At 59.8% G+C, this 19302-nt stretch carries 15 protein-coding genes; 10 read left to right on the top strand and 5 right to left on the bottom strand.

Features of this window, described 5'->3' with window-relative positions:
• Positions 1–30: 30 nt before the first annotated feature.
• Positions 31–1959, bottom strand: a complete 1929-nt coding sequence (locus tag CEC48_RS15390; RefSeq protein WP_088424516.1) for a transglycosylase SLT domain-containing protein — start codon at positions 1957–1959, stop codon at positions 31–33.
• A 212-nt stretch (positions 1960–2171) separates the two neighbouring features.
• Between CEC48_RS15390 and CEC48_RS15385 the strand changes: the two genes are divergently transcribed.
• The gene (locus CEC48_RS15385; RefSeq protein WP_088424515.1) at positions 2172–4091 is read left to right on the top strand and encodes an ATP-binding cassette domain-containing protein; all 1920 of its coding nucleotides are present in this window, start codon (positions 2172–2174) and stop codon (positions 4089–4091) included.
• 182 nt (positions 4092–4273) lie between these two features.
• Here the strand turns inward: CEC48_RS15385 and CEC48_RS15380 are convergent, their stop codons facing one another.
• Positions 4274–4711 (bottom strand): universal stress protein, encoded by a 438-nt coding sequence (locus CEC48_RS15380; RefSeq protein ID WP_088424514.1) that lies wholly within the window; start codon positions 4709–4711, stop codon positions 4274–4276.
• 106 nt (positions 4712–4817) lie between these two features.
• On the opposite strand from CEC48_RS15380, the gene CEC48_RS15375 reads away from it, so the two are divergent.
• The 7 genes from CEC48_RS15375 to CEC48_RS15345 all read left to right on the top strand — a co-directional run bounded on the left by CEC48_RS15375 (position 4818) and on the right by CEC48_RS15345 (position 13141).
• Entirely contained in the window at positions 4818–5255 is a 438-nt protein-coding gene (locus CEC48_RS15375) for a hypothetical protein (protein ID WP_088424513.1), read from the top strand.
• 452 nt (positions 5256–5707) lie between these two features.
• Positions 5708–7855 (top strand): fatty acid oxidation complex subunit alpha FadB, encoded by a 2148-nt coding sequence (gene fadB / locus CEC48_RS15370; RefSeq protein WP_088424512.1) that lies wholly within the window; start codon positions 5708–5710, stop codon positions 7853–7855.
• 29 nt (positions 7856–7884) lie between these two features.
• The gene (gene fadA / locus CEC48_RS15365; protein WP_003218978.1) at positions 7885–9060 is read left to right on the top strand and encodes an acetyl-CoA C-acyltransferase FadA; all 1176 of its coding nucleotides are present in this window, start codon (positions 7885–7887) and stop codon (positions 9058–9060) included.
• Between the two features lie 97 nt (positions 9061–9157).
• Complete coding sequence (locus tag CEC48_RS15360) at positions 9158–9394, top strand: DUF1653 domain-containing protein (protein WP_088424511.1); 237 nt, start codon at positions 9158–9160, stop codon at positions 9392–9394.
• Positions 9395–9508: 114 nt separating this feature from the next.
• A complete protein-coding gene (gene topA / locus CEC48_RS15355) occupies positions 9509–12130 on the top strand; it encodes a type I DNA topoisomerase (protein WP_088424510.1) in 2622 nt (873 codons plus the stop codon).
• A gap of 147 nt (positions 12131–12277) precedes the next feature.
• Entirely contained in the window at positions 12278–12799 is a 522-nt protein-coding gene (locus CEC48_RS15350) for a DUF6586 family protein (RefSeq protein ID WP_088424509.1), read from the top strand.
• 108 nt (positions 12800–12907) lie between these two features.
• On the top strand, positions 12908–13141 hold the full coding sequence (locus tag CEC48_RS15345; RefSeq protein ID WP_003218969.1) for a hypothetical protein: 234 nt from the start codon (positions 12908–12910) through the stop codon (positions 13139–13141).
• Positions 13142–13251: 110 nt separating this feature from the next.
• Here CEC48_RS15345 and sulA read toward each other — a convergent pair whose 3' ends face one another.
• Both sulA and lexA read right to left on the bottom strand, forming a co-directional pair.
• Positions 13252–13725, bottom strand: coding sequence for an SOS-induced cell division inhibitor SulA (gene sulA / locus CEC48_RS15340; RefSeq protein ID WP_088424508.1), 474 nt, complete (start codon positions 13723–13725; stop codon positions 13252–13254).
• Positions 13726–13735: 10 nt separating this feature from the next.
• Positions 13736–14344: a transcriptional repressor LexA gene (lexA, locus tag CEC48_RS15335; protein ID WP_003172575.1), complete on the bottom strand. Its 609-nt coding sequence runs from the start codon at positions 14342–14344 to the stop codon at positions 13736–13738.
• A gap of 262 nt (positions 14345–14606) precedes the next feature.
• On the opposite strand from lexA, the gene CEC48_RS15330 reads away from it, so the two are divergent.
• Complete coding sequence (locus CEC48_RS15330; protein WP_088424507.1) at positions 14607–15314, top strand: TetR/AcrR family transcriptional regulator; 708 nt, start codon at positions 14607–14609, stop codon at positions 15312–15314.
• A 170-nt stretch (positions 15315–15484) separates the two neighbouring features.
• A complete protein-coding gene (gene nagZ / locus CEC48_RS15325) occupies positions 15485–16495 on the top strand; it encodes a beta-N-acetylhexosaminidase (RefSeq protein ID WP_088424506.1) in 1011 nt (336 codons plus the stop codon).
• 112 nt (positions 16496–16607) lie between these two features.
• Here the strand turns inward: nagZ and CEC48_RS15320 are convergent, their stop codons facing one another.
• Positions 16608–19298, bottom strand: a complete 2691-nt coding sequence (locus CEC48_RS15320; RefSeq protein ID WP_088424505.1) for a DEAD/DEAH box helicase — start codon at positions 19296–19298, stop codon at positions 16608–16610.
• Positions 19299–19302 lie beyond the last annotated feature (4 nt).

Below are 19302 nucleotides of genomic sequence, written 5' to 3'. Positions count from 1 at the left end.
CTGCGGGCATTTTGTTGTGAGCTGCGTTACTTATTGATCATCAAAGTACCGCTCATGCCAGTCCACCAGCGGCTGTGGTGCATTGAGCTTCTGCCCGTAGATCACCGAATAAGACAGCACATTCTGTACATACTGGCGGGTTTCGTCGAACGGGATGCTTTCCACCCACACGTCGAAACTCAGGTGATCGGCGCCGCGCAGCCATTGGCGCACACGGCCTGGGCCGGCGTTGTAGGCGGCGGTGGCGAGCACGCGGTTGCCGTTGAACTGGGCGTGTACCTGGCTCAGGTACGCCGCGCCGAGCTGGATATTCTTGTCCGGGTCGAGCACCTGCTGTTGCGAGGCCAGCGGGATGCTGAACTTGCGTGCGGTTTCCTTGGCGGTACCGGGCATCAATTGCATCAGGCCGGTGGCGCCGACGCCCGAGCGGGCGTCGTCCATGAAGGCGCTTTCCTGGCGGGTGATCGCAAACACCCAGCTCGAATGCACGCCGCGGATCTTGGCTTCACGCACGAGGGTGTCGCGGTGGGCCATCGGGAAACGGATGTCCAGGTCGTCCCAGTACTGCGCCTGGCTGATGGTACGGATCGCCGGGAAGTACCACTTCATGTCGTAGGCCAGCTTGGCCTGGGCGACCATTTCGTCGCGGTTGAAGTGCCGGCTGACGTGGTACCACTCACGACGGCCGTCCACGATCTGGCCACGGGCATAGAACTCCAGGGCGCGGCGCACGCCCGGGGTGTTACGCACCTTGTTCATCAGCGCCTGGCTCATCACCAGCGGCTTGTTGTTCAGTTGGTACGGGGACTGGGAGCGATCCGCCGCCAGAAAGCCGTAGAAGTCGCGCTCCTTGGCCAGGCCCTTGTACATCACCAGGGCTTGCGGGTTTTTCGGCTCTGCCAGTTCCAGGCTGCGGGCCTGCCAGTAGCGCCAGCGGTTGGTAGTGGCCAAATCCTGCGGCAGCTTGCGGGTCAACTGGTAGGCGTCTTCCCAGCGGGCCAGGCGCAGCAGCAGGCGCAGGCGCCATTCGGAAACGGTGTTGTCGCGCAGCTCCGGGTCGTATTGGGTCATCACGTCGAGGGCGCGCGGGTCGTAGCGGCGTGCCAGGGTCAGGCCGATTTCCCGGGCGATCGACACTTTTTCGTCACGAGAGAAGTGCATGCTGCTGGCATAACCGTCGAGCAGGGCCATGGCCTTGTCCGGGTCCTGGCGTGCCAGGCGGCGAAGCCCCAGGCCGACGGCGTCAGACATTGCCTCGTTGGCCGGCAGGAAGCGCGACGGGTCGCCGAGCATGTCGGGCTTCTGTGCCACGTCTACCATCAGGCGGCCTTGGGCGCCGAGGGTCGGCAGGGTTTTCACCAGGCTGTTGGCCAGCGGGTAGTTGCGGGCTTCGGCGGCGAGCTTGGCGCGGTCCCAGATTTTCTGTTCGGTCAGTTGGCCATCAGCGGCCCACTGGCCAAAGGTTGCATCACAGGCGGCAGGCTGGGATTTACCGGTCAGCCACAGCTTCTCGGTGGTTTTGTAGCCTTCGGCCTTGAGGTTGTGGGTCAGCTGGAATTGGCCATGGAGGCAGTCCAGTTCAACGAAATTGAGTTTTGCGTCGTAGTACTTTTCAAAGGTTTGCCAGTCGCCACGGTCGGCCAGCCAGCGCAACCAACGCAGTTTCATCCAGTTGGCCTGGGGCAGGTCGCCGTTCTTGGCGAGGAATTGTTCGATTTCCTCGTTGCTGGCGGTTTTCAGGCGCGCGGTCAGTTCGTCGTAGGCCAGGTAGGGCGTCAACGGGTAGTCGGCCAAGGCTTGGCTGTATTGGAAATACGGGCCGCTGTCGCCTTTGGCAAGGGCTCGTTTGGCTTCATCGTAATATTGACGTTGGGTGGTGAGGTCCACGGCCTGGGCGGATTGAACGGCGGTGGCAGAAAGAAGCAGACAAGATAAAAAGCTGAAAAGGCGACTGCGCATGAGACGTCCGTGCAGAGGAAACTGGACTAGTGCCGACGTCGCCGACACTGATTGCCCCTAGCTTAGCCTTTTGGCTGCAACCGGTGAAAGCTTTGCCGGTCGCTTCGTTCAAGTTCATCTCAAATGTCCAACAGAACATGTCAGCGGTGAAAATGCCGGCCGCCTCGAGCCCTAAGTCAGGTAGAATGCGCGCCCAGTTTTTGGAGAAGCGTATGACCCTGCTCAAATTCAGCGATGTGTCCCTTGCTTTCGGCGCTATGCCGTTGTTGGACAAGGTGTCCTGGCAGATCGCCCGTGGTGAGCGGGTGTGCATCATCGGCCGCAACGGCACCGGCAAGTCCAGCATGATGAAGCTGGTAAAAGGCGATCAGAAGCCCGACGAAGGCTCTGTATGGCGCGCGCCGGGCCTCAAGATTGGCGAATTGCCGCAAGAATTGCCGGTGGCCGACGGACGGACAGTGTTCGACGTGGTTGCCGAAGGCCTCGATGGCGTGGGCGCACTGCTCGCCGAATACCATCACCTGGCGCAGAACTGCGTCACTGAAGAAGACCTGAACAAGCTGATGCACGTCCAGCAAGACCTCGAAGCCCGTGACGGCTGGCGTCTGCAGCAACTGGTCGACAGCACCCTGAGCCGCCTGCAACTGCCGGCCGACAAGACCCTCGCCGAATTGTCCGGCGGCTGGCGTCGCCGCGTCCTGCTGGCGCAGGCTCTGGTTTCCGAGCCGGACCTGCTGATGCTCGACGAACCGACCAACCACCTGGACATCGGCGCAATCGCCTGGCTTGAAGAAGCCCTCAAGGATTTCCAGGGCGCCGTGCTGTTCATCACGCACGACCGGGCCTTCCTGCAAAACCTTGCCACGCGCATCCTTGAACTGGATCGCGGCGGCCTGATCGACTGGAACGGCGACTACGCCAGCTTCCTGGTGCACAAAGAAGCCGCACTGGCCGCTGAAGATACGGCCAACGCGTTGTTTGACAAGAAACTGGCCCAGGAAGAAGTCTGGATCCGCCAGGGCATCAAGGCGCGTCGCACCCGTAACGAAGGCCGCGTGCGTGCCCTCAAAGCGCTGCGCAACGAGCGCAGCGAGCGTCGTGAACGCACCGGCAAGGCTAACATTCAGTTGGATACCGCCGACAAGTCGGGCAAACAGGTGATGGTGCTGGAGAACGTCAGCTTCCATCACCCGGACGGCCCGTTCCTGATCAAGGACTTCTCGATGGTCCTGCAGCGCGGCGACCGTATCGGCCTGCTCGGCGCCAACGGTACCGGCAAGACCACCTTGCTCAAGCTGATGCTCAACGGCCTGCAACCCACCAGCGGTAAAGTGGAAGAGGGCACGCGCATCGACGTGGCCTACTTCGACCAGTTGCGCCACCAGTTGGACCTGGAAAAAACCGTGATCGACAACGTCGCCGAAGGTCGCGACTTTATCGACATTGACGGCCAGAGCCGCCACGTGCTGAGCTACCTGGGCGACTTCCTGTTCAGCCCGCAGCGTGCGCGTACGCCGGTTAAAGCCTTGTCGGGTGGTGAGCGTGCGCGCCTGCTGCTGGCCAAACTGTTCAGCAAGCCAGCCAACCTGTTGGTGCTAGACGAACCGACCAACGACCTCGACGTTGAAACGCTGGAGCTGCTGGAAGAGGTCTTGCTGACCTTCAACGGCACCGTACTGATGGTCAGCCACGACCGGGCATTCCTCGACAACGTGGTCACCAGCACCCTGGTCTTCGAAGGTGAAGGCAAGGTGCGCGAATACGTCGGTGGTTATCAGGACTGGCTGCGTCAAGGCGGTTCGCCGCGCCTGCTGGGCGTGACCGAGAGCAAGTCTGGCAAGGCTGACCTGACCTCGGCCGTGGTTGCCCCTGTGGCTGCTGCTCCAGCGCCAGCACAAGAAGCGCCTGCCGCCAAGAAGAAGCTCAGCTACAAGCTGCAACGTGAGCTGGAAGCACTGCCGGGCGATATCGACGCCAAGGAACAGCAGATCGCGGCTGTTGAGGCTGAAATGGCTGACGCGGGTTTTTACGTGCGTCCTGCTGCAGAAACCGCCAAGGTGATTGCATCCCTTGAGCAGTTGAACAGCGAACTGGAAGTGCTGGTTGAACGCTGGGCCGAGCTGGATGCCTGAGTGATTCAAGCACAGTAAAAAACCCGGCGCTCATTGGTATGAGCACCGGGTTTTTTGTATGAGATGCGGTTCAAGTGTGGGAGCGGGCTTGCTCGCGAATGCGGTGTGACAGTCCATATATTTGTCGACTGATCCACCGCTTTCGCGAGCAAGCCCGCTCCCACATTAGATTGCCACTGCTCTTACGAACTCTTTACCAGTTTCACTGCCAGCACATCGCAAGGTGCGCCGTGCAGCACGTCATTGGCGGTGGAACCCAGCAACAAGGCCAGGCCGTGGCGGCCATGGCTGCCGACCACGATCAGGTCGCAGCCTTGTTCCTTGGCCAAGTGGTGGATTTCCTGGCGCGGCTGGCCGTAGGTCAGGTGGCTCTGGTCTTTTTTCAGGGCAGGGTACTTGTTGATCAGTCGCTCAAGGCGTTCCTTGGCCTGGTCGAACTGCTGCTGTTGCAGCTGGGAAAGGTCCATCGGCACGTCGCCACCAAAGGCCATGGCCATCGGTTCGACGATATGCACCAGGGACAGTTTCACCGAGTCGCCGGCAAGGCCCACGGCCCGTTTGATCACGGGGTCGCATTCTTCGGTCAGGTCCACGGCGACCAGAATATGTTCGTAGGGCATGAGGAGTTCCTCCAAAGGAAAGCGATAAGTTCAGTATGGCTTGGTTTCAAGCGGATGCGGTTGCGTCAGGTCAAATCCGCTCATCAAGAAATTCGGGAGTACACATATGACGGTCTGGATAGTGGTGTCAATCCTTGCGCTGGTTTTAAGCCCCTTGGCGTGGTTGCGTCCTTCGCGCCATTCGAGCGGGCGCATGGCCCTGCGCATGGAGGCGCGGCGCATCGGTTTGGCCATGCAGCTGACGCCCCAGGACTGGCCGCACTGGCTCAAGCACGAACCGCCGAGCCCGTGTGCGCAATATCACCGGCCACGGCGCGGCACCAAACGGGTCACCTGGAGTTATTGGCAGTTGGAGCCGGGGGTTTGGGTCAATCAGTGGCAGGAAATCTGCGTCGATGAAAAGTTGTTGCCGCATTTTGCGACGCTGCCTGAGAACGTCTACAAAGTCGAAGCCGACAAGCAAATGATCACCCTCTTCTGGGGTGAGAAGGGCGAGTTGAGCGTGTTGCAGGACATTGACGCGGTGCTCAAGGCGCTGGCCTGAGTTTTCTAGGGGCATTAAAAAGCCCGAAAGTATCATCGGGCTGGAGTTGGCCAGGCAGGCCGGTAATTCGTTAAACGTGCCGCTAGCCTAGCCGTATATTCGGTTCTGTACAGCGCTTTAATTCAAATTTCTCATTATTGATTTCGTGAATGATTAAACATCGGCGGGGCGATGCCGGCTGCCTCGGGTTCTGAAATGACTGAAAAGTCGCGTTTTTACTGCCCTTTCGGGCGATTGACAATTCATCGGATTTGGCTGAAGGTGATGTACCCAAATCAAACGGGCGTATGAATTGAGCGTTTGTCTTTCAGACCGTTCGTACAGAATCCCGACTATCGCGTTGGCGGGTGTGCCTGGCAAATTGGCGTTAGCATCGACGGTAACGTCAGTGCCTGCGCTGAATCCTGCGTCCGACGTGTACTGTTCAGCTTCCATATCGTGGAGATCAGTTGATGATTTACGAAGGTAAAGCCATCACGGTTAAGGCTCTTGAAAGTGGCATCGTCGAATTGAAATTCGACCTCAAGGGTGAGTCCGTCAACAAGTTCAACCGTCTAACCCTGAATGAATTGCGTCAGGCCGTAGACACCATCAAAGCAGATGCATCGGTCAAGGGCGTGATCGTCTCCAGCGGCAAGGACGTGTTCATCGTCGGCGCTGACATCACCGAATTCGTCGACAACTTCAAGCTGCCCGATGCCGAGCTTGTGGCTGGCAACCTCGAAGCCAACAAGATTTTCAGCGATTTCGAAGACCTCAACGTGCCGACCGTTGCCGCGATCAATGGCATCGCTCTGGGCGGCGGTCTGGAAATGTGCCTGGCTGCCGACTTCCGCGTGATGTCTGCCACCGCGAAAATCGGCCTGCCGGAAGTCAAGCTGGGCATCTACCCAGGCTTCGGCGGTACCGTGCGCCTGCCGCGCATCATCGGTGCCGACAACGCCATCGAGTGGATTGCCGCCGGCAAGGAAAACCGTGCTGAAGACGCGCTGAAAGTCGGCGCCGTGGATGCTGTGGTTGCTCCCGACAAGCTGGCAGAAGCCGCACTGAACCTGATCAAGGGCGCCATCAGTGGCGAATTTGACTACAAGGCCAAGCGTCAGCCGAAGCTCGAAAAACTCAAGCTCAACGCCATCGAACAGATGATGTCGTTCGAAACCGCCAAAGGTTTCGTGGCCGGCCAGGCCGGCCCGAACTACCCGGCGCCGGTTGAAGCGATCAAGACCATCCAGAAGGCCGCGAACTTCGGTCGCGACAAAGCCCTGGAAATCGAAGCTGCCGGCTTCGTCAAACTGGCCAAGACTTCTGCCGCGCAGAGCTTGATCGGTCTGTTCCTGAACGATCAGGAACTGAAGAAAAAGGCCAAGGCCTACGACGAAATCGCCCGCGACGTGAAACAGGCTGCCGTACTCGGCGCCGGTATCATGGGCGGCGGTATCGCCTATCAGTCGGCGTCCAAAGGCACGCCGATCCTGATGAAAGACATCAACGAGCACGGTATCGAGCAGGGTCTGGCAGAAGCCGCGAAACTGCTGGTGGGCCGCGTTGATAAAGGCCGCATGACTGCGGCGAAAATGGCTGAAGTGCTTAACGGCATTCGTCCTACGCTGTCCTACGGCGATTTCGGCCACGTCGACCTGGTGGTCGAAGCGGTTGTCGAGAACCCGAAGGTCAAGCAGGCGGTACTGGCTGAAGTTGAAGCCCAGGTTAAAGACGACACCATCCTGGCTTCCAACACCTCGACCATTTCCATCACCTTGCTGGCCAAGGCCCTCAAGCGTCCGGAAAACTTCGTCGGCATGCACTTCTTCAACCCGGTGCACATGATGCCGCTGGTGGAAGTGATCCGTGGCGAGAAATCCAGCGAACTGGCGGTTGCCACCACTGTTGCCTACGCCAAGAAAATGGGCAAAAACCCGATCGTCGTCAACGACTGCCCGGGCTTTTTGGTCAACCGCGTGCTGTTCCCATACTTCGGCGGTTTCGCCAAGCTGGTCAGTGCCGGTGTGGACTTCGTGCGTATCGACAAGGTCATGGAAAAATTCGGCTGGCCAATGGGCCCGGCGTACCTGATGGACGTGGTCGGCATCGACACCGGCCACCACGGTCGCGACGTGATGGCTGAAGGCTTCCCGGACCGCATGAAAGACGACCGCCGCTCGGCGATCGACGCACTCTACGAAGCCAAGCGCCTGGGCCAGAAGAACGGCAAGGGTTTCTACGCTTACGAGACCGACAAGAAGGGCAAGCAGAAGAAAGTGGCCGACCCATCGGTTCACGAAGTACTCGCGCCGGTCATCTACGAGCAGCGTGAAGTGTCCGACGAGGACATCGTCAACTGGATGATGATCGCCCTGTGCCTGGAAACCGTGCGCTGCCTGGAAGACGGCATCGTTGAAACCGCAGCCGAGGCCGACATGGGCCTGGTCTACGGTATTGGTTTCCCTCCATTCCGTGGTGGTGCGCTGCGTTACATCGATTCCATCGGTGTGGCCGAGTTCGTTGCCCTGGCTGATCAATACGCTGATTTGGGCCCGCTGTACCACCCGACCGCGAAGCTGCGTGAGATGGCCAAGAATGGCCAGAGCTTCTTCGGTTAAGTGCCCAGACGACTAGAGCGAGAATATTTATGAGCTTGAATCCAAGAGACGTCGTGATTGTCGACTTCGGTCGTACTCCGATGGGCCGCTCCAAGGGCGGCATGCACCGCAACACCCGCGCTGAAGACATGTCGGCGCACCTGATCAGCAAATTGCTGGAACGCAACGTCAAGGTCGACCCTAACGAAGTCGAAGACGTGATCTGGGGCTGCGTCAACCAGACCCTGGAGCAGGGCTGGAACATCGCCCGCATGGCTTCCTTGATGACGCAGATCCCGCACACCGCTGCCGGCCAGACCGTCAGCCGCCTGTGTGGCTCGTCCATGAGCGCGCTGCACACCGCTGCACAAGCGATCATGACCGGCAACGGTGATGTGTTCGTGGTCGGTGGCGTTGAGCACATGGGCCACGTCAGCATGATGCACGGTGTCGATCCGAACCCGCACATGTCCCTGTACGCGGCGAAAGCCTCGGGCATGATGGGCCTGACCGCAGAAATGCTCGGCAAAATGCACGGCATTACCCGCGAAGCCCAGGACGCATTCGGCCTGCGTTCCCACCAACTCGCCCACAAGGCGACTGTGGAAGGCAAGTTCAAGGATGAAATCATCCCGATGAACGGCTACGACGAGAACGGTTTCCTGAAACTGTTCGACTACGACGAAACCATTCGTCCGGACACCACCCTGGAAAGCCTGGCGGCCTTGAAACCTGCCTTCAATCCAAAGGGCGGCACCGTGACAGCCGGTACTTCGTCGCAGATCACCGACGGTGCTTCGTGCATGATCGTGATGTCGGCCCAGCGTGCCCAGGACCTGGGCATCCAGCCGATGGCCGTGATTCGTTCCATGGCAGTCGCAGGTGTGGACCCGGCAATCATGGGCTATGGTCCAGTACCGGCCACACAAAAAGCATTGAAGCGCGCAGGCCTGACCATCTCCGATATCGACTTCTTCGAACTCAACGAAGCTTTCGCCGCACAGGCCCTGCCAGTGCTGAAAGATTTGAAAGTGCTCGACAAGATGAACGAGAAGGTTAACCTGCACGGCGGCGCGATTGCCTTGGGTCACCCGTTCGGGTGCTCGGGTGCACGTATCTCCGGCACGTTGCTTAACGTGATGAAGCAAAATGGCGGCAACCTTGGGGTTGCAACCATGTGCATTGGTCTCGGCCAAGGCATCTCCACCGTCTTCGAACGTATCTAAACGTTTCGCTGACGGAAGCCGGGGCCCAGTGCCCCGGTTTTTGTTTTTTGGAATTTTTTATATTTTTTTTTAACAAATTTTGTAAGAGGGCCAGAGCATGAAAGTCGAACCAGGGCTCTACCAGCATTATAAAGGTCCAAAGTACCGCGTTTTTAATGTGGCGCGGCACTCCGAGACCGAAGAGGAAGTGGTGTTTTACCAAGCACTGTATGGCGATTACGGCTTTTGGGTGCGTCCCTTGAGCATGTTCCTGGAGACCGTCGAAGTTGACGGCGAACAGGTCCCGCGCTTTGCTTTGATCCAGGTCGAACCCAGCCTTTTTTCCGCGCAATAAAGGCAGGCCGCGCAGAATGCTGCGCTTGACCTCACCTTGTTGCCACTATATATAGCGTTGCCGCGTCAGGCGCCAACTGCCTTTCACTTCTCGAATTCAGGAATTTTCCGATCCATGGGCAAATCGCTGGTCATTGTGGAATCCCCGGCTAAGGCCAAGACCATCAACAAGTACTTGGGTAACGAGTACGTGGTGAAGTCGAGTATCGGCCATATCCGAGACCTGCCCACCAGCGGTTCGGCTAGCGCCAGCAAGGAGCCTGCCGCCAAGCGCGGCAAGGCGGCTGCGGGCGAAGGTCCGGTGCTCACGCCTAAAGAGAAAGCGCGCAAGCAGCTGGTCTCGCGCATGGGTGTCGATCCCGATCATGGCTGGAAAGCCAAGTACGAGATCCTCCCGGGCAAGGAAAAGGTCATCGAAGAGCTGCGCCGGCTCGCCAAAGATGCTGACACCATCTATCTCGCAACCGACTTGGACCGCGAAGGGGAGGCTATTGCCTGGCACCTGCGGGAAGCCATCGGTGGTGATGACAGCCGCTACAAGCGCGTGGTGTTCAACGAAATTACCAAGAAGGCGATCCAGGAAGCCTTCTCCAAGCCGGGTGAGCTGGACATTGACCGCGTCAATGCCCAACAGGCCCGCCGCTTCCTCGACCGCGTGGTCGGTTACATGGTCTCGCCGCTGCTGTGGGCGAAAATCGCCCGTGGCCTGTCCGCTGGCCGTGTGCAATCGGTGGCGGTGAAACTGGTAGTTGAGCGTGAGCGCGAGATTCGTGCGTTCAACCCCGAAGAATATTGGGAAGTGCACGCTGACCTGGGCACTGCCAAGGGCAACAACGTGCGCTTTGAAGTGGCCCGCGAGAAAGGCGAGGCCTTCAAGCCGCTCAACGAAGCCCAGGCCATGGCCGCGCTGGAGAAGCTCAAGTCTTCCAGCTACAGCATCGTCAAGCGTGAAGACAAGCCCACCAGCAGCAAGCCGTCGGCACCGTTCATCACCTCCACCCTGCAACAGGCCGCGAGTAACCGCCTGGGCTTCGGGGTGAAGAAGACCATGATGATGGCCCAGCGTCTGTATGAAGCGGGCTACATCACGTATATGCGTACCGACTCCACCAACCTGTCGCAAGACGCGGTGGCGATGGCGCGCACTTATATTGAAAGCGAGTTCGGCAAGAAGTACCTGCCGGAGAACCCGAACGTCTATAGCAGCAAGGAAGGCGCACAAGAGGCTCACGAAGCGATTCGTCCCTCCGATGCCAACACCGAGCCAAGCAAGCTGAGCGGCATGGAGCGCGACGCTGAGCGCCTCTACGAGCTGATCTGGCGCCAGTTCCTGGCCTGCCAGATGCTGCCGGCGCAATACTTGTCCACTACCGTCAGCGTGGGTGCTTCCGACTTCGAGCTGCGTGCCAAAGGCCGTATCCTCAAGTTCGACGGTTACACCCGTGTGATGCCGCAAATCGCCAAGCCGGGCGACGACGACGTGCTGCCTGACATGGCCCAGGGCGACGTGTTGAAGCTGATCAAGCTCGACCCGTCCCAGCACTTCACCAAGCCGCCGGCGCGTTATTCGGAAGCCAGCCTGGTCAAGGAGATGGAAAAACGCGGCATCGGTCGTCCTTCGACCTATGCAGCGATTATTTCCACCATCCAGGACCGCGGTTACGTGGCGCTGCACAACCGTCGTTTCTACTCGGAAAAGATGGGCGACATCGTGACCGAGCGCCTGTCCGAGAGCTTCTCCAACCTGATGGACTACGGCTTCACCGCCGGCATGGAAGAGAACCTCGATGACGTGGCCCAGGGCGAACGCGACTGGAAAAACGTACTCGACGAGTTCTACGGCGACTTCAAGAAGAAACTCGAAGTAGCGGAAAGCGCCGAGAACGGCATGCGTGCCAATCAGCCAGTGATGACGGACATTCCGTGCCTCACCTGCGGCCGCCCGATGCAGATTCGTACGGCGTCCACCGGTGTGTTCCTCGGTTGCTCGGGTTACAGCCTGCCGCCGAAAGAGCGCTGCAAGGCCACCGTCAACCTGGTGCCGGGCGATGAAATCGCTGCCGATGACGAGGGTGAATCCGAGTCGTTGGTATTGCGTGGCAAGCACCGTTGCCCGATCTGCAGCACGGCGATGGACGCCTACCTGCTGGACGAGAAGCACAAGCTGCACATCTGCGGTAACAACCCGGATTGCAACGGCTACGAGATCGAAGAAGGTACTTACCGCATCAAGGGCTACGAAGGTCCGAGCCTGGAATGCGACAAGTGTGGCAGCGAGATGCAGCTCAAGACCGGCCGTTTCGGCAAGTTCTTCGGTTGCACCAACCCGACCTGCAAGAACACCCGCAAACTGCTGAAAAGCGGTGACGCGGCGCCGCCGAAGATGGACCCGGTGAAGATGCCTGAACTCAAGTGCGAGAAGGTCAACGACACTTACATCCTGCGTGACGGCGCTTCGGGGCTGTTCCTGGCTGCCAGCCAGTTCCCGAAAAACCGCGAGACCCGTGCACCGCTGGTGATTGAGATCGTGCCGCACAAGGACGAGATCGATCCGAAGTACCACTTCCTCTGTGAAGCGCCGAAAAAGGACCCGGACGGTCGCCCGGCCGTGATCCGTTACAGCCGTAAGACCAAGGAGCAGTACGTGCAGACCGAGGTTGAAGGCAAGCCTACCGGCTGGAAAGCGTTCTACGACGGTGGCAAGTGGAAGGTCGAGGACAAGCGCCAGGGCGCTTGATTCGGTTTGTAGGAGCGAGCGTGCTCGCGAAGGTCGTTAACGATAATGCGGGCATTCTGGCTAAACGCGTTATTCTTGAAGTCTTCGCGAGCAAGCTCGCTCCTACACAGCCAGCATCACGCCTTATTCGTTGTGGAGACTGCCTTCATGGCCAACGAACTCTATACCCGTACCAACCAGAAAATTTACTTCGCGGGTTTGTCCCTGGAAGCCCTTGGCCGTGCCGAGGAAGGAAAGGAGATGAACGCTATCGCGCTGGTACAGGCCGGGCGTGAAGCCGCGCTGTTCCACCTGTATGGCGCCTTGCTTGGCTTGTGCCATGAGATCGCCGGGTTCTATCGCTTGCCGCAGGCCGGCTCGCCGCGTGCGGAAATGATCATCAACCGGGATGTGCTGGAGTCCATGGCCATCCCGGAACTGGCCGAGCTGGTAGAGATGGCGCAGAGCCCGGACAGCTGGCTGGCACGATTGCTGGTAGCCCACGCCGAGATGTTTCAGCCGCCACGGGTGAAACACACGCCCAAAGGCGATGTGACCCAGCCGCTGATCGTGGCCGTTAGCCTGGACGAAGAAGGGCCTGAGCCATTAAGCCGTGAAGAGTTGGAAAGCTGGCGGCAGGAGCTGAAGAAGCTGGCCATTCGGTTTCGTGATGGGTTGAACGAGTGCTGAGTTAAGTTGGGTGCCATTCATCACGCCGTAAAGAAAGCTGTTCAGATCCTCAGCTAGGCCCCTCTGATGACTGATATAATGCCGGCCTTTCGTGGAGAACAGACTTTTATGCCAACGTCCTTTCTGGAAATTGTTGAACTGCCCGACGGCCGAATCGAGCTGCGCCGGGCTGAGGACGAGGGTTCTCTGGTGATTTTGGATTTTTCCGAAGACGCGAAAGCGTTCCTGCAAGGCCAGCACGTGGAAGTGGCAAAAGCCATGTTGAGCGTAGGTGTGCAGATGGCAGGGCGCCTGGCTGAAGGCGAGCCGGAGAAGGAAGACGGTCCACGGATTCTTCACTGAGTCCGTTTGTCGGCTTTTTTGTAAGCTTCAACCGTACAGATCGGCTTCTCAATCCTGAAGAAGCCTCGCTTCATGGCGGACACCGACAGTAGTCAGTCACCCGCACCTCGTTATCCCAACCGAATATTCAAGCTTTGTGCATCGCCCGTACGTGCGGCGCTGATCAGCTGTTGCCTGGCCGCTGTGGTCAGTGGGTTCAACCAGCTGACCACCGTATGGCTGCGGCCCAGGCGCAAGGCTTCGCAGGTCAACTGCTGGGCGCTTTGAGCACCGCGGGGTTGCAGCAACAGGATGCGCTCGCGGTTCAGGCCGGCGTCCCGCAGCCAGGCCTGGGTCAGGCTGGACGGCGGGGCGATCAGCGTCAGCCAGCGTGCGTCCTGTTCCTCGCTCAATTCGCGAAGGATCGGCGCCAGCAGGCTCAGGCAGCTCCCGGCAGCACCGCGCAACGACAGTTCACTGAACGCCTCGGGTTCGGCGCTCCAGGGCGCTTCGACCGTTTCCTTGAGGATGGGCGTAAGGGGCTGGGCCATAAAGGCCTCAAACAGAGACAGCTGAGTGTGTTGTGGGGTCTGTAGGAACTGCATGATGCCTCCGTTAGCGGCGAATAACGCCGACGCTCAAGCCTTCAATCACCAGGTCCTGATCCTTCAGGTTCACTTCAATCGGCGCGAACTCAGGGTTCTCGGCCAGGAGCCAGACCTTGCTGCCTTCGCGCTTGAAGCGTTTGACCGTCACTTCATCACCAATACGGGCGACGACGATCTGGCCATTGCGGGCTTCACGTGTGGTGTGGACTGCCAGCAGGTCACCGTCGAAAATACCCACGTCCTTCATGCTCATGCCATGGACTCGCAACAGATAGTCGGCACGGGGATGGAAGAAGGTCGGGTTGATGTTGCAGGATTCCTCAACGTGCTGCTGCGCCAGGATCGGCGCACCGGCTGCGACCCGGCCGATGATCGGCAGTGTCGACTCGTCGGCCTTGGCTTCGAAGCCAGGGATGCGAATACCGCGTGAAGCACCTGGGGTCATCTCGATCGCGCCTTTTCGGGCGAGGGCCTTGAGGTGTTCTTCAGCAGCGTTGGGTGACTTGAATCCCAGTTCCAGCGCAATTTCTGCCCGGGTCGGCGGGTAGCCGTTGTCATCGAGGCAGCGCTTGATAAAAGCCAGAATCTCAGCTTGGCGTGGCGTCAGTTTTAGCATGTTGATCGCTCTGTCTTTTTATACAGTGACTGGGATTATATACAGTGGACTGCGCTTGGCAATCACCGTTTTCAGTCACTCCGCTGGACGGTCATTTGTCACCTGTCCTACACGCTGAAGACAGCGCTGCCTACAGACCTTGGCGAATGTGATTAAATGGCCATGAAATCGGTGACCGACCAGCCGCAAACGGACCTGCAGGCTTGACAAGACATAGCTTGAAACGTATGTTTCAAACAAGTGTTTGTCAGGCGGAGTAGCCATGGCCCAGTCGGAAACCGTTGAACGCATTCTCGATGCTGCCGAGCAGTTGTTCGCGGAAAAAGGATTTGCTGAAACTTCATTGCGGCTGATTACCAGCAAGGCCGGGGTCAACCTGGCGGCAGTGAACTACCATTTCGGCTCCAAGAAGGCGCTGATCCAGGCCGTGTTCTCACGGTTCCTGGGGCCTTTCTGCATCAGCCTCGACCGTGAGCTGGAGCGCCGCCAGGCCAAGCCTGAAAACAAGCCAAGCCTGGAAGACCTGCTGGAAATCCTCGTCGAGCAAGCCCTGGTGGTCCAGCCTCGCAGCGGCAACGACCTGTCGATCTTCATGCGCCTGTTGGGCCTGGCGTTCAGCCAGAGCCAGGGCCACCTGCGGCGTTACCTTGAAGACATGTACGGCAAAGTGTTCCGCCGCTATATGTTGCTGGTCAACGAAGCCGCACCACGTATCCCGCCGATCGAGCTGTTCTGGCGCGTGCACTTCATGCTCGGTGCCGCTGCGTTCAGCATGTCCGGCATCAAGGCTCTGCGGGCGATTGCCGAGACCGACTTTGGCGTCAACACCTCCATCGAGCAGGTGATGCGCCTGATGGTGCCGTTCCTCGCCGCCGGCATGCGTGCCGAAACCGGCGTCACCGACCAGAGTATGGCAGCCGCCCAACTGCGCCCCCGCAGCAAGTCGGTGCCGGCCCCGGCCAAGGTTTAACCCCTGCCGGGTGTGCGCGGCCGCTTGCATCCGCTAAGCTAGCCGCCCATGCCGATTTCAGCTATTTACCCACAGCCCGTTGCTCTCGCTGAGCGTCCGTCTCCAGGTTTTATCCTGGCGATGCGATCTCGCGAGGGCTTCGGGCTGCGCGCGTTATTTAAGGAAGCTTTATGACCCAAACCCTGCAAGGCTCTTTGATGGTGGACGTCGCCGGTACCTGGCTGACGGCTGAAGATCGCCACCTATTGCGCCAGCCCGAGGTGGGCGGCCTGATCATTTTTGCGCGCAATATCGAGCATCCGCGCCAGGTGCGTGAGTTGAGCGCCGCGATTCGCGCCGTGCGCCCGGACCTGCTGCTGGCGGTCGATCAGGAAGGCGGCCGTGTGCAGCGCTTGCGCCAGGGGTTTGTGCGCCTGCCGGCGATGCGTGCCCTGGCGGACAATCCGAATGCAGAACAACTGGCCGAGCAGTGTGGCTGGATCATGGCTACCGAAGTGCTGGCGGTCGGCCTGGACCTGAGCTTCGCCCCGGTACTCGACCTTGATTACCAGCGCAGCGCCGTCGTGGGCACTCGCGCATTCGAAGGCGACCCCGAGCGCGCCGCCGTGCTTGCAGGTGCCTTTATCCGCGGCATGAACAGCGCCGGCATGGCGGCCACCGGCAAACACTTCCCCGGCCATGGCTGGGCCGAAGCCGATTCCCACGTCGCGATTCCCAATGATGAACGCAGCCTGGAACAGATTCGCGCCAATGACCTGGTGCCTTTCGCACGGCTGAGCAAGCAGTTGGCCGCCGTCATGCCGGCCCACGTGATTTATCCACAGGTCGACGCGCAGCCGGCTGGTTTCTCCCGGCGTTGGCTGCAAGACATCCTGCGCGGCGAGTTGCAGTTCGACGGGGTGATCTTCAGTGACGATCTGTCTATGGCCGGCGCCCATCTGGTGGGCGACGCCGCCAGCCGTATCGAAGCGGCGCTGACCGCCGGTTGCGACATGGGGTTGGTGTGCAACGACCGCGCTGCGGCTGAGTTGGCCCTGAGCGCGGCCCAGCGCATGAAGGTCACGCCATCGGCGCGGATCGCGCGGATGCGTGGTCAAGCAGTCGCCTCTACCGAATACAAGCAGGATCCGCGTTGGCTGGCCGCATTGGGTGCGCTGCGAGATGCTCAGTTGATCGACTGAGAACTGTGGTGCGCCCTTCGCGAGCAAGCCCGCTCCCACACTTGAGCGCGTATAACCTGAAGAAATGCGGTCGAATGTGGGAGCGGGCTTGCTCGCGAAGGCGATCTAACAGTCAGCGTTTTTCTTGCTTCTGAGGCAACGGCGCAAACAGCGCCTCAATATCCTCATTGCCCAACTTCCAATCCCCCGTCGTGCGCCCATCCAGAACGCCCGCTGCCAGATCAGACTTTTCCTTCTGCAAATGCTGGATTTTCTCTTCCACGGTGCCTCGGGCAATCATCTTGTAGACGAACACCGGCTTCTCCTGGCCAATGCGATACGCACGGTCAGTCGCCTGGTTTTCCGTGGCCGGGTTCCACCACGGGTCGTAGTGAATCACCGTGTCTGCTTCCGTCAGGTTCAGCCCCACGCCGCCTGCCTTCAGGCTGATCAGAAAGATCTGTAGCTTGCCGCTCTGGAAGTCCTTCACCGGCGTGCGCCGATCCCGCGTCTGGCCGGTGAGTAGCGCGTAGGCCACGCCACGTTTCTTCAGCTCGGCCTCGATCAGGCTCAGCATCGAGGTGAACTGGGAAAACAACAGAATCCTGCGCCCTTCGGCAAACAGTTCTTCGAGCATCTCCATCAAACTGTCGAGCTTGCCCGAGCTGCTGCCCTTTGCCGGTAAGGTCGCATCATTGACCAGGCGCAAATCACAGCACACCTGGCGCAACTTGAGCAGCGCTTCCAGGATGATGATCTGGCTGCGGGCCACGCCCTTGCGGGTGATCTCGTCGCGGACTTTCTTGTCCATCGCCAGGCGCATGGTTTCGTACACGTCGCGCTGGGCTTCGTTGAGGTCGACCCAATGGATGATCTCGGTCTTGGGCGGCAGCTCAGTCGCCACCTGTTCTTTGGTACGGCGCAGCAGGAACGGCTTGATCCGACCATTGAGGTGCTGCAATCGCACATCGCTGCCGCGCTTTTCGATCGGTACGCGGTAATCGCGGTTGAAGCTTTTCACATCCCCCAGCCAACCCGGCAGCAGGAAGTGGAACAGCGACCACAACTCGCCCAGGTGGTTTTCCAGCGGCGTACCACTGAGGCACAGGCGCTGGCGGGCATTCAGCTCGCGGGCGGCCTGGGCGGCCTTGCTGTTGGGGTTCTTGATGTACTGCGCTTCGTCGAGGATCAGTACGTGCAAGGGCAGGGCGGCCAGTTGCTCGATGTCCTTGGGCAGCAGCGCGTAGGTGGTCAGCAGCAGGTCGTAGTCCTGCAACTGCGGGAAATGTTTCTTACGCCCGGCGCCATACAGCGCCAGCACTTTAAGCTGCGGTGTGAAGTGCGCCGCTTCATCGAGCCAGTTCGGGATCAGGCTGGTGGGCATCACCACCATGCACGGCCGGTCCAGGCGCCCGGCGATTTTCTCGCTGAGAATATGCGCCAGGGTTTGCAGGGTTTTGCCCAGGCCCATGTCATCCGCGAGAATCCCGCCGACGTCGAGCTGGCGCAGCGACTGCATCCAGCTCAGGCCTTCCAGTTGGTAGGGGCGCAACGTCGCGTTCAAGCCTTCGGGCGCTTCGCAGCTGAAATCCTTGATGTCCCGCAGGCGCTGGGCGAAGTTGCGGATCTTTTCGCCGCCTTCCCATTGCAGTGGCAGGTCTTCCAGCGGGTTCAGGCGAATGGCGTCGGCTTTGGCCAGGCGCAGCGCAGTGGTGCCGGGCTCTTGCAGGTAGAACTCGCCAAGGGTCGCCAGCACCGGTTTCAGGCGGCCGTAAGGCAGCGCCACTTGCAGCGGGCCGTGGCCGTTGGGCAGGCCGGGGATGTTCACCAGGATCAGTTCGTCATCGCGGCGCCGGGCGAGTTTTTCCGGGTTGAGGATCTCAGTGTGAGAGCGCATCAGGTTCAACAGGATCGGCAGCAAGCTCAAGCGCTCGCCGTTGACGATGATCCCCAGCTCCAGGTCGAACCAGTCACGTTCCGGTACTTCGTCGACGCTGGCGTACCAGTCGTCGACGGCGCTCAGGTCGAAACCGAACTCTTCGTCGATCTGCAATTCCCAGCCCTGGGCGCGCAGGTTCGGTGACGCGTTCAGGGTAAAGTTCAGCCACGCGCTGTCATTGACCATCTCGAACAGTTCGCCGGCGCTTTCCGGCAAAGCCTTGCTCTGGCGCGTGGCGATCTTGAAACCCAGCAGGCGCAGTTGTTGGCGAAACTGCTGCTCCACCTCGGGATGGCGCTTGATCCGCAGGCTCTGCTGTTCCTGGCGCACGATGATGTCGGCGTTTTTCTGGCCGCTGACGTAATTGCCTAAATAGTTGAAGGACAGTGCCGCGCGGTGCTGGATGTAACGCTGCATCTTGCCGTTGCGTGGCTCGAAGGCGCTGAACTCGATACTCGCCAGCCACAGGCGTGGCACCGGCTGCACGTCTTCCATCACCACTTGCGGCAGTACCACACGGTTATCCAGCACCGCCTGGAGTTTCTCCAGCAACTCGGCATCCTGGGCCGCCGCCGGGTAGGCCAGGGTTTCCTGGACCTTGAGCAGCACCGCGGCGATGTGTTTGCAGTTGGTGTGCACGGGGCAGGTGCAGCGGCTGTCCACCAGGATCAGCGTGCCCTTGGCGGATTCGCGCAGGGAAATGGTTTGACGGTAGACGTTGCCGCCCGAGCCTTCGCAGCTGGCAATGATGGTGCTGTCGCCGGACTCGACGATGCGCACGCGGTTTTCCAGGGCGTAGCGCCGGCCGCGCTCAAGGCTTTGCTCTTTAAAGCGATTGGCCCACGAAGGGGCCAGGGGTTTGGTCAACGACGACGTCAGGGGCATGGTG

This window comes from Pseudomonas sp. K2I15, assembly GCF_002204795.1.
Taxonomy (GTDB): Bacteria; Pseudomonadota; Gammaproteobacteria; order Pseudomonadales; family Pseudomonadaceae; genus Aquipseudomonas.
Note: the sequence above shows the minus strand (reverse complement) of the source record. Positions and strands in the feature narration are given on the sequence as shown.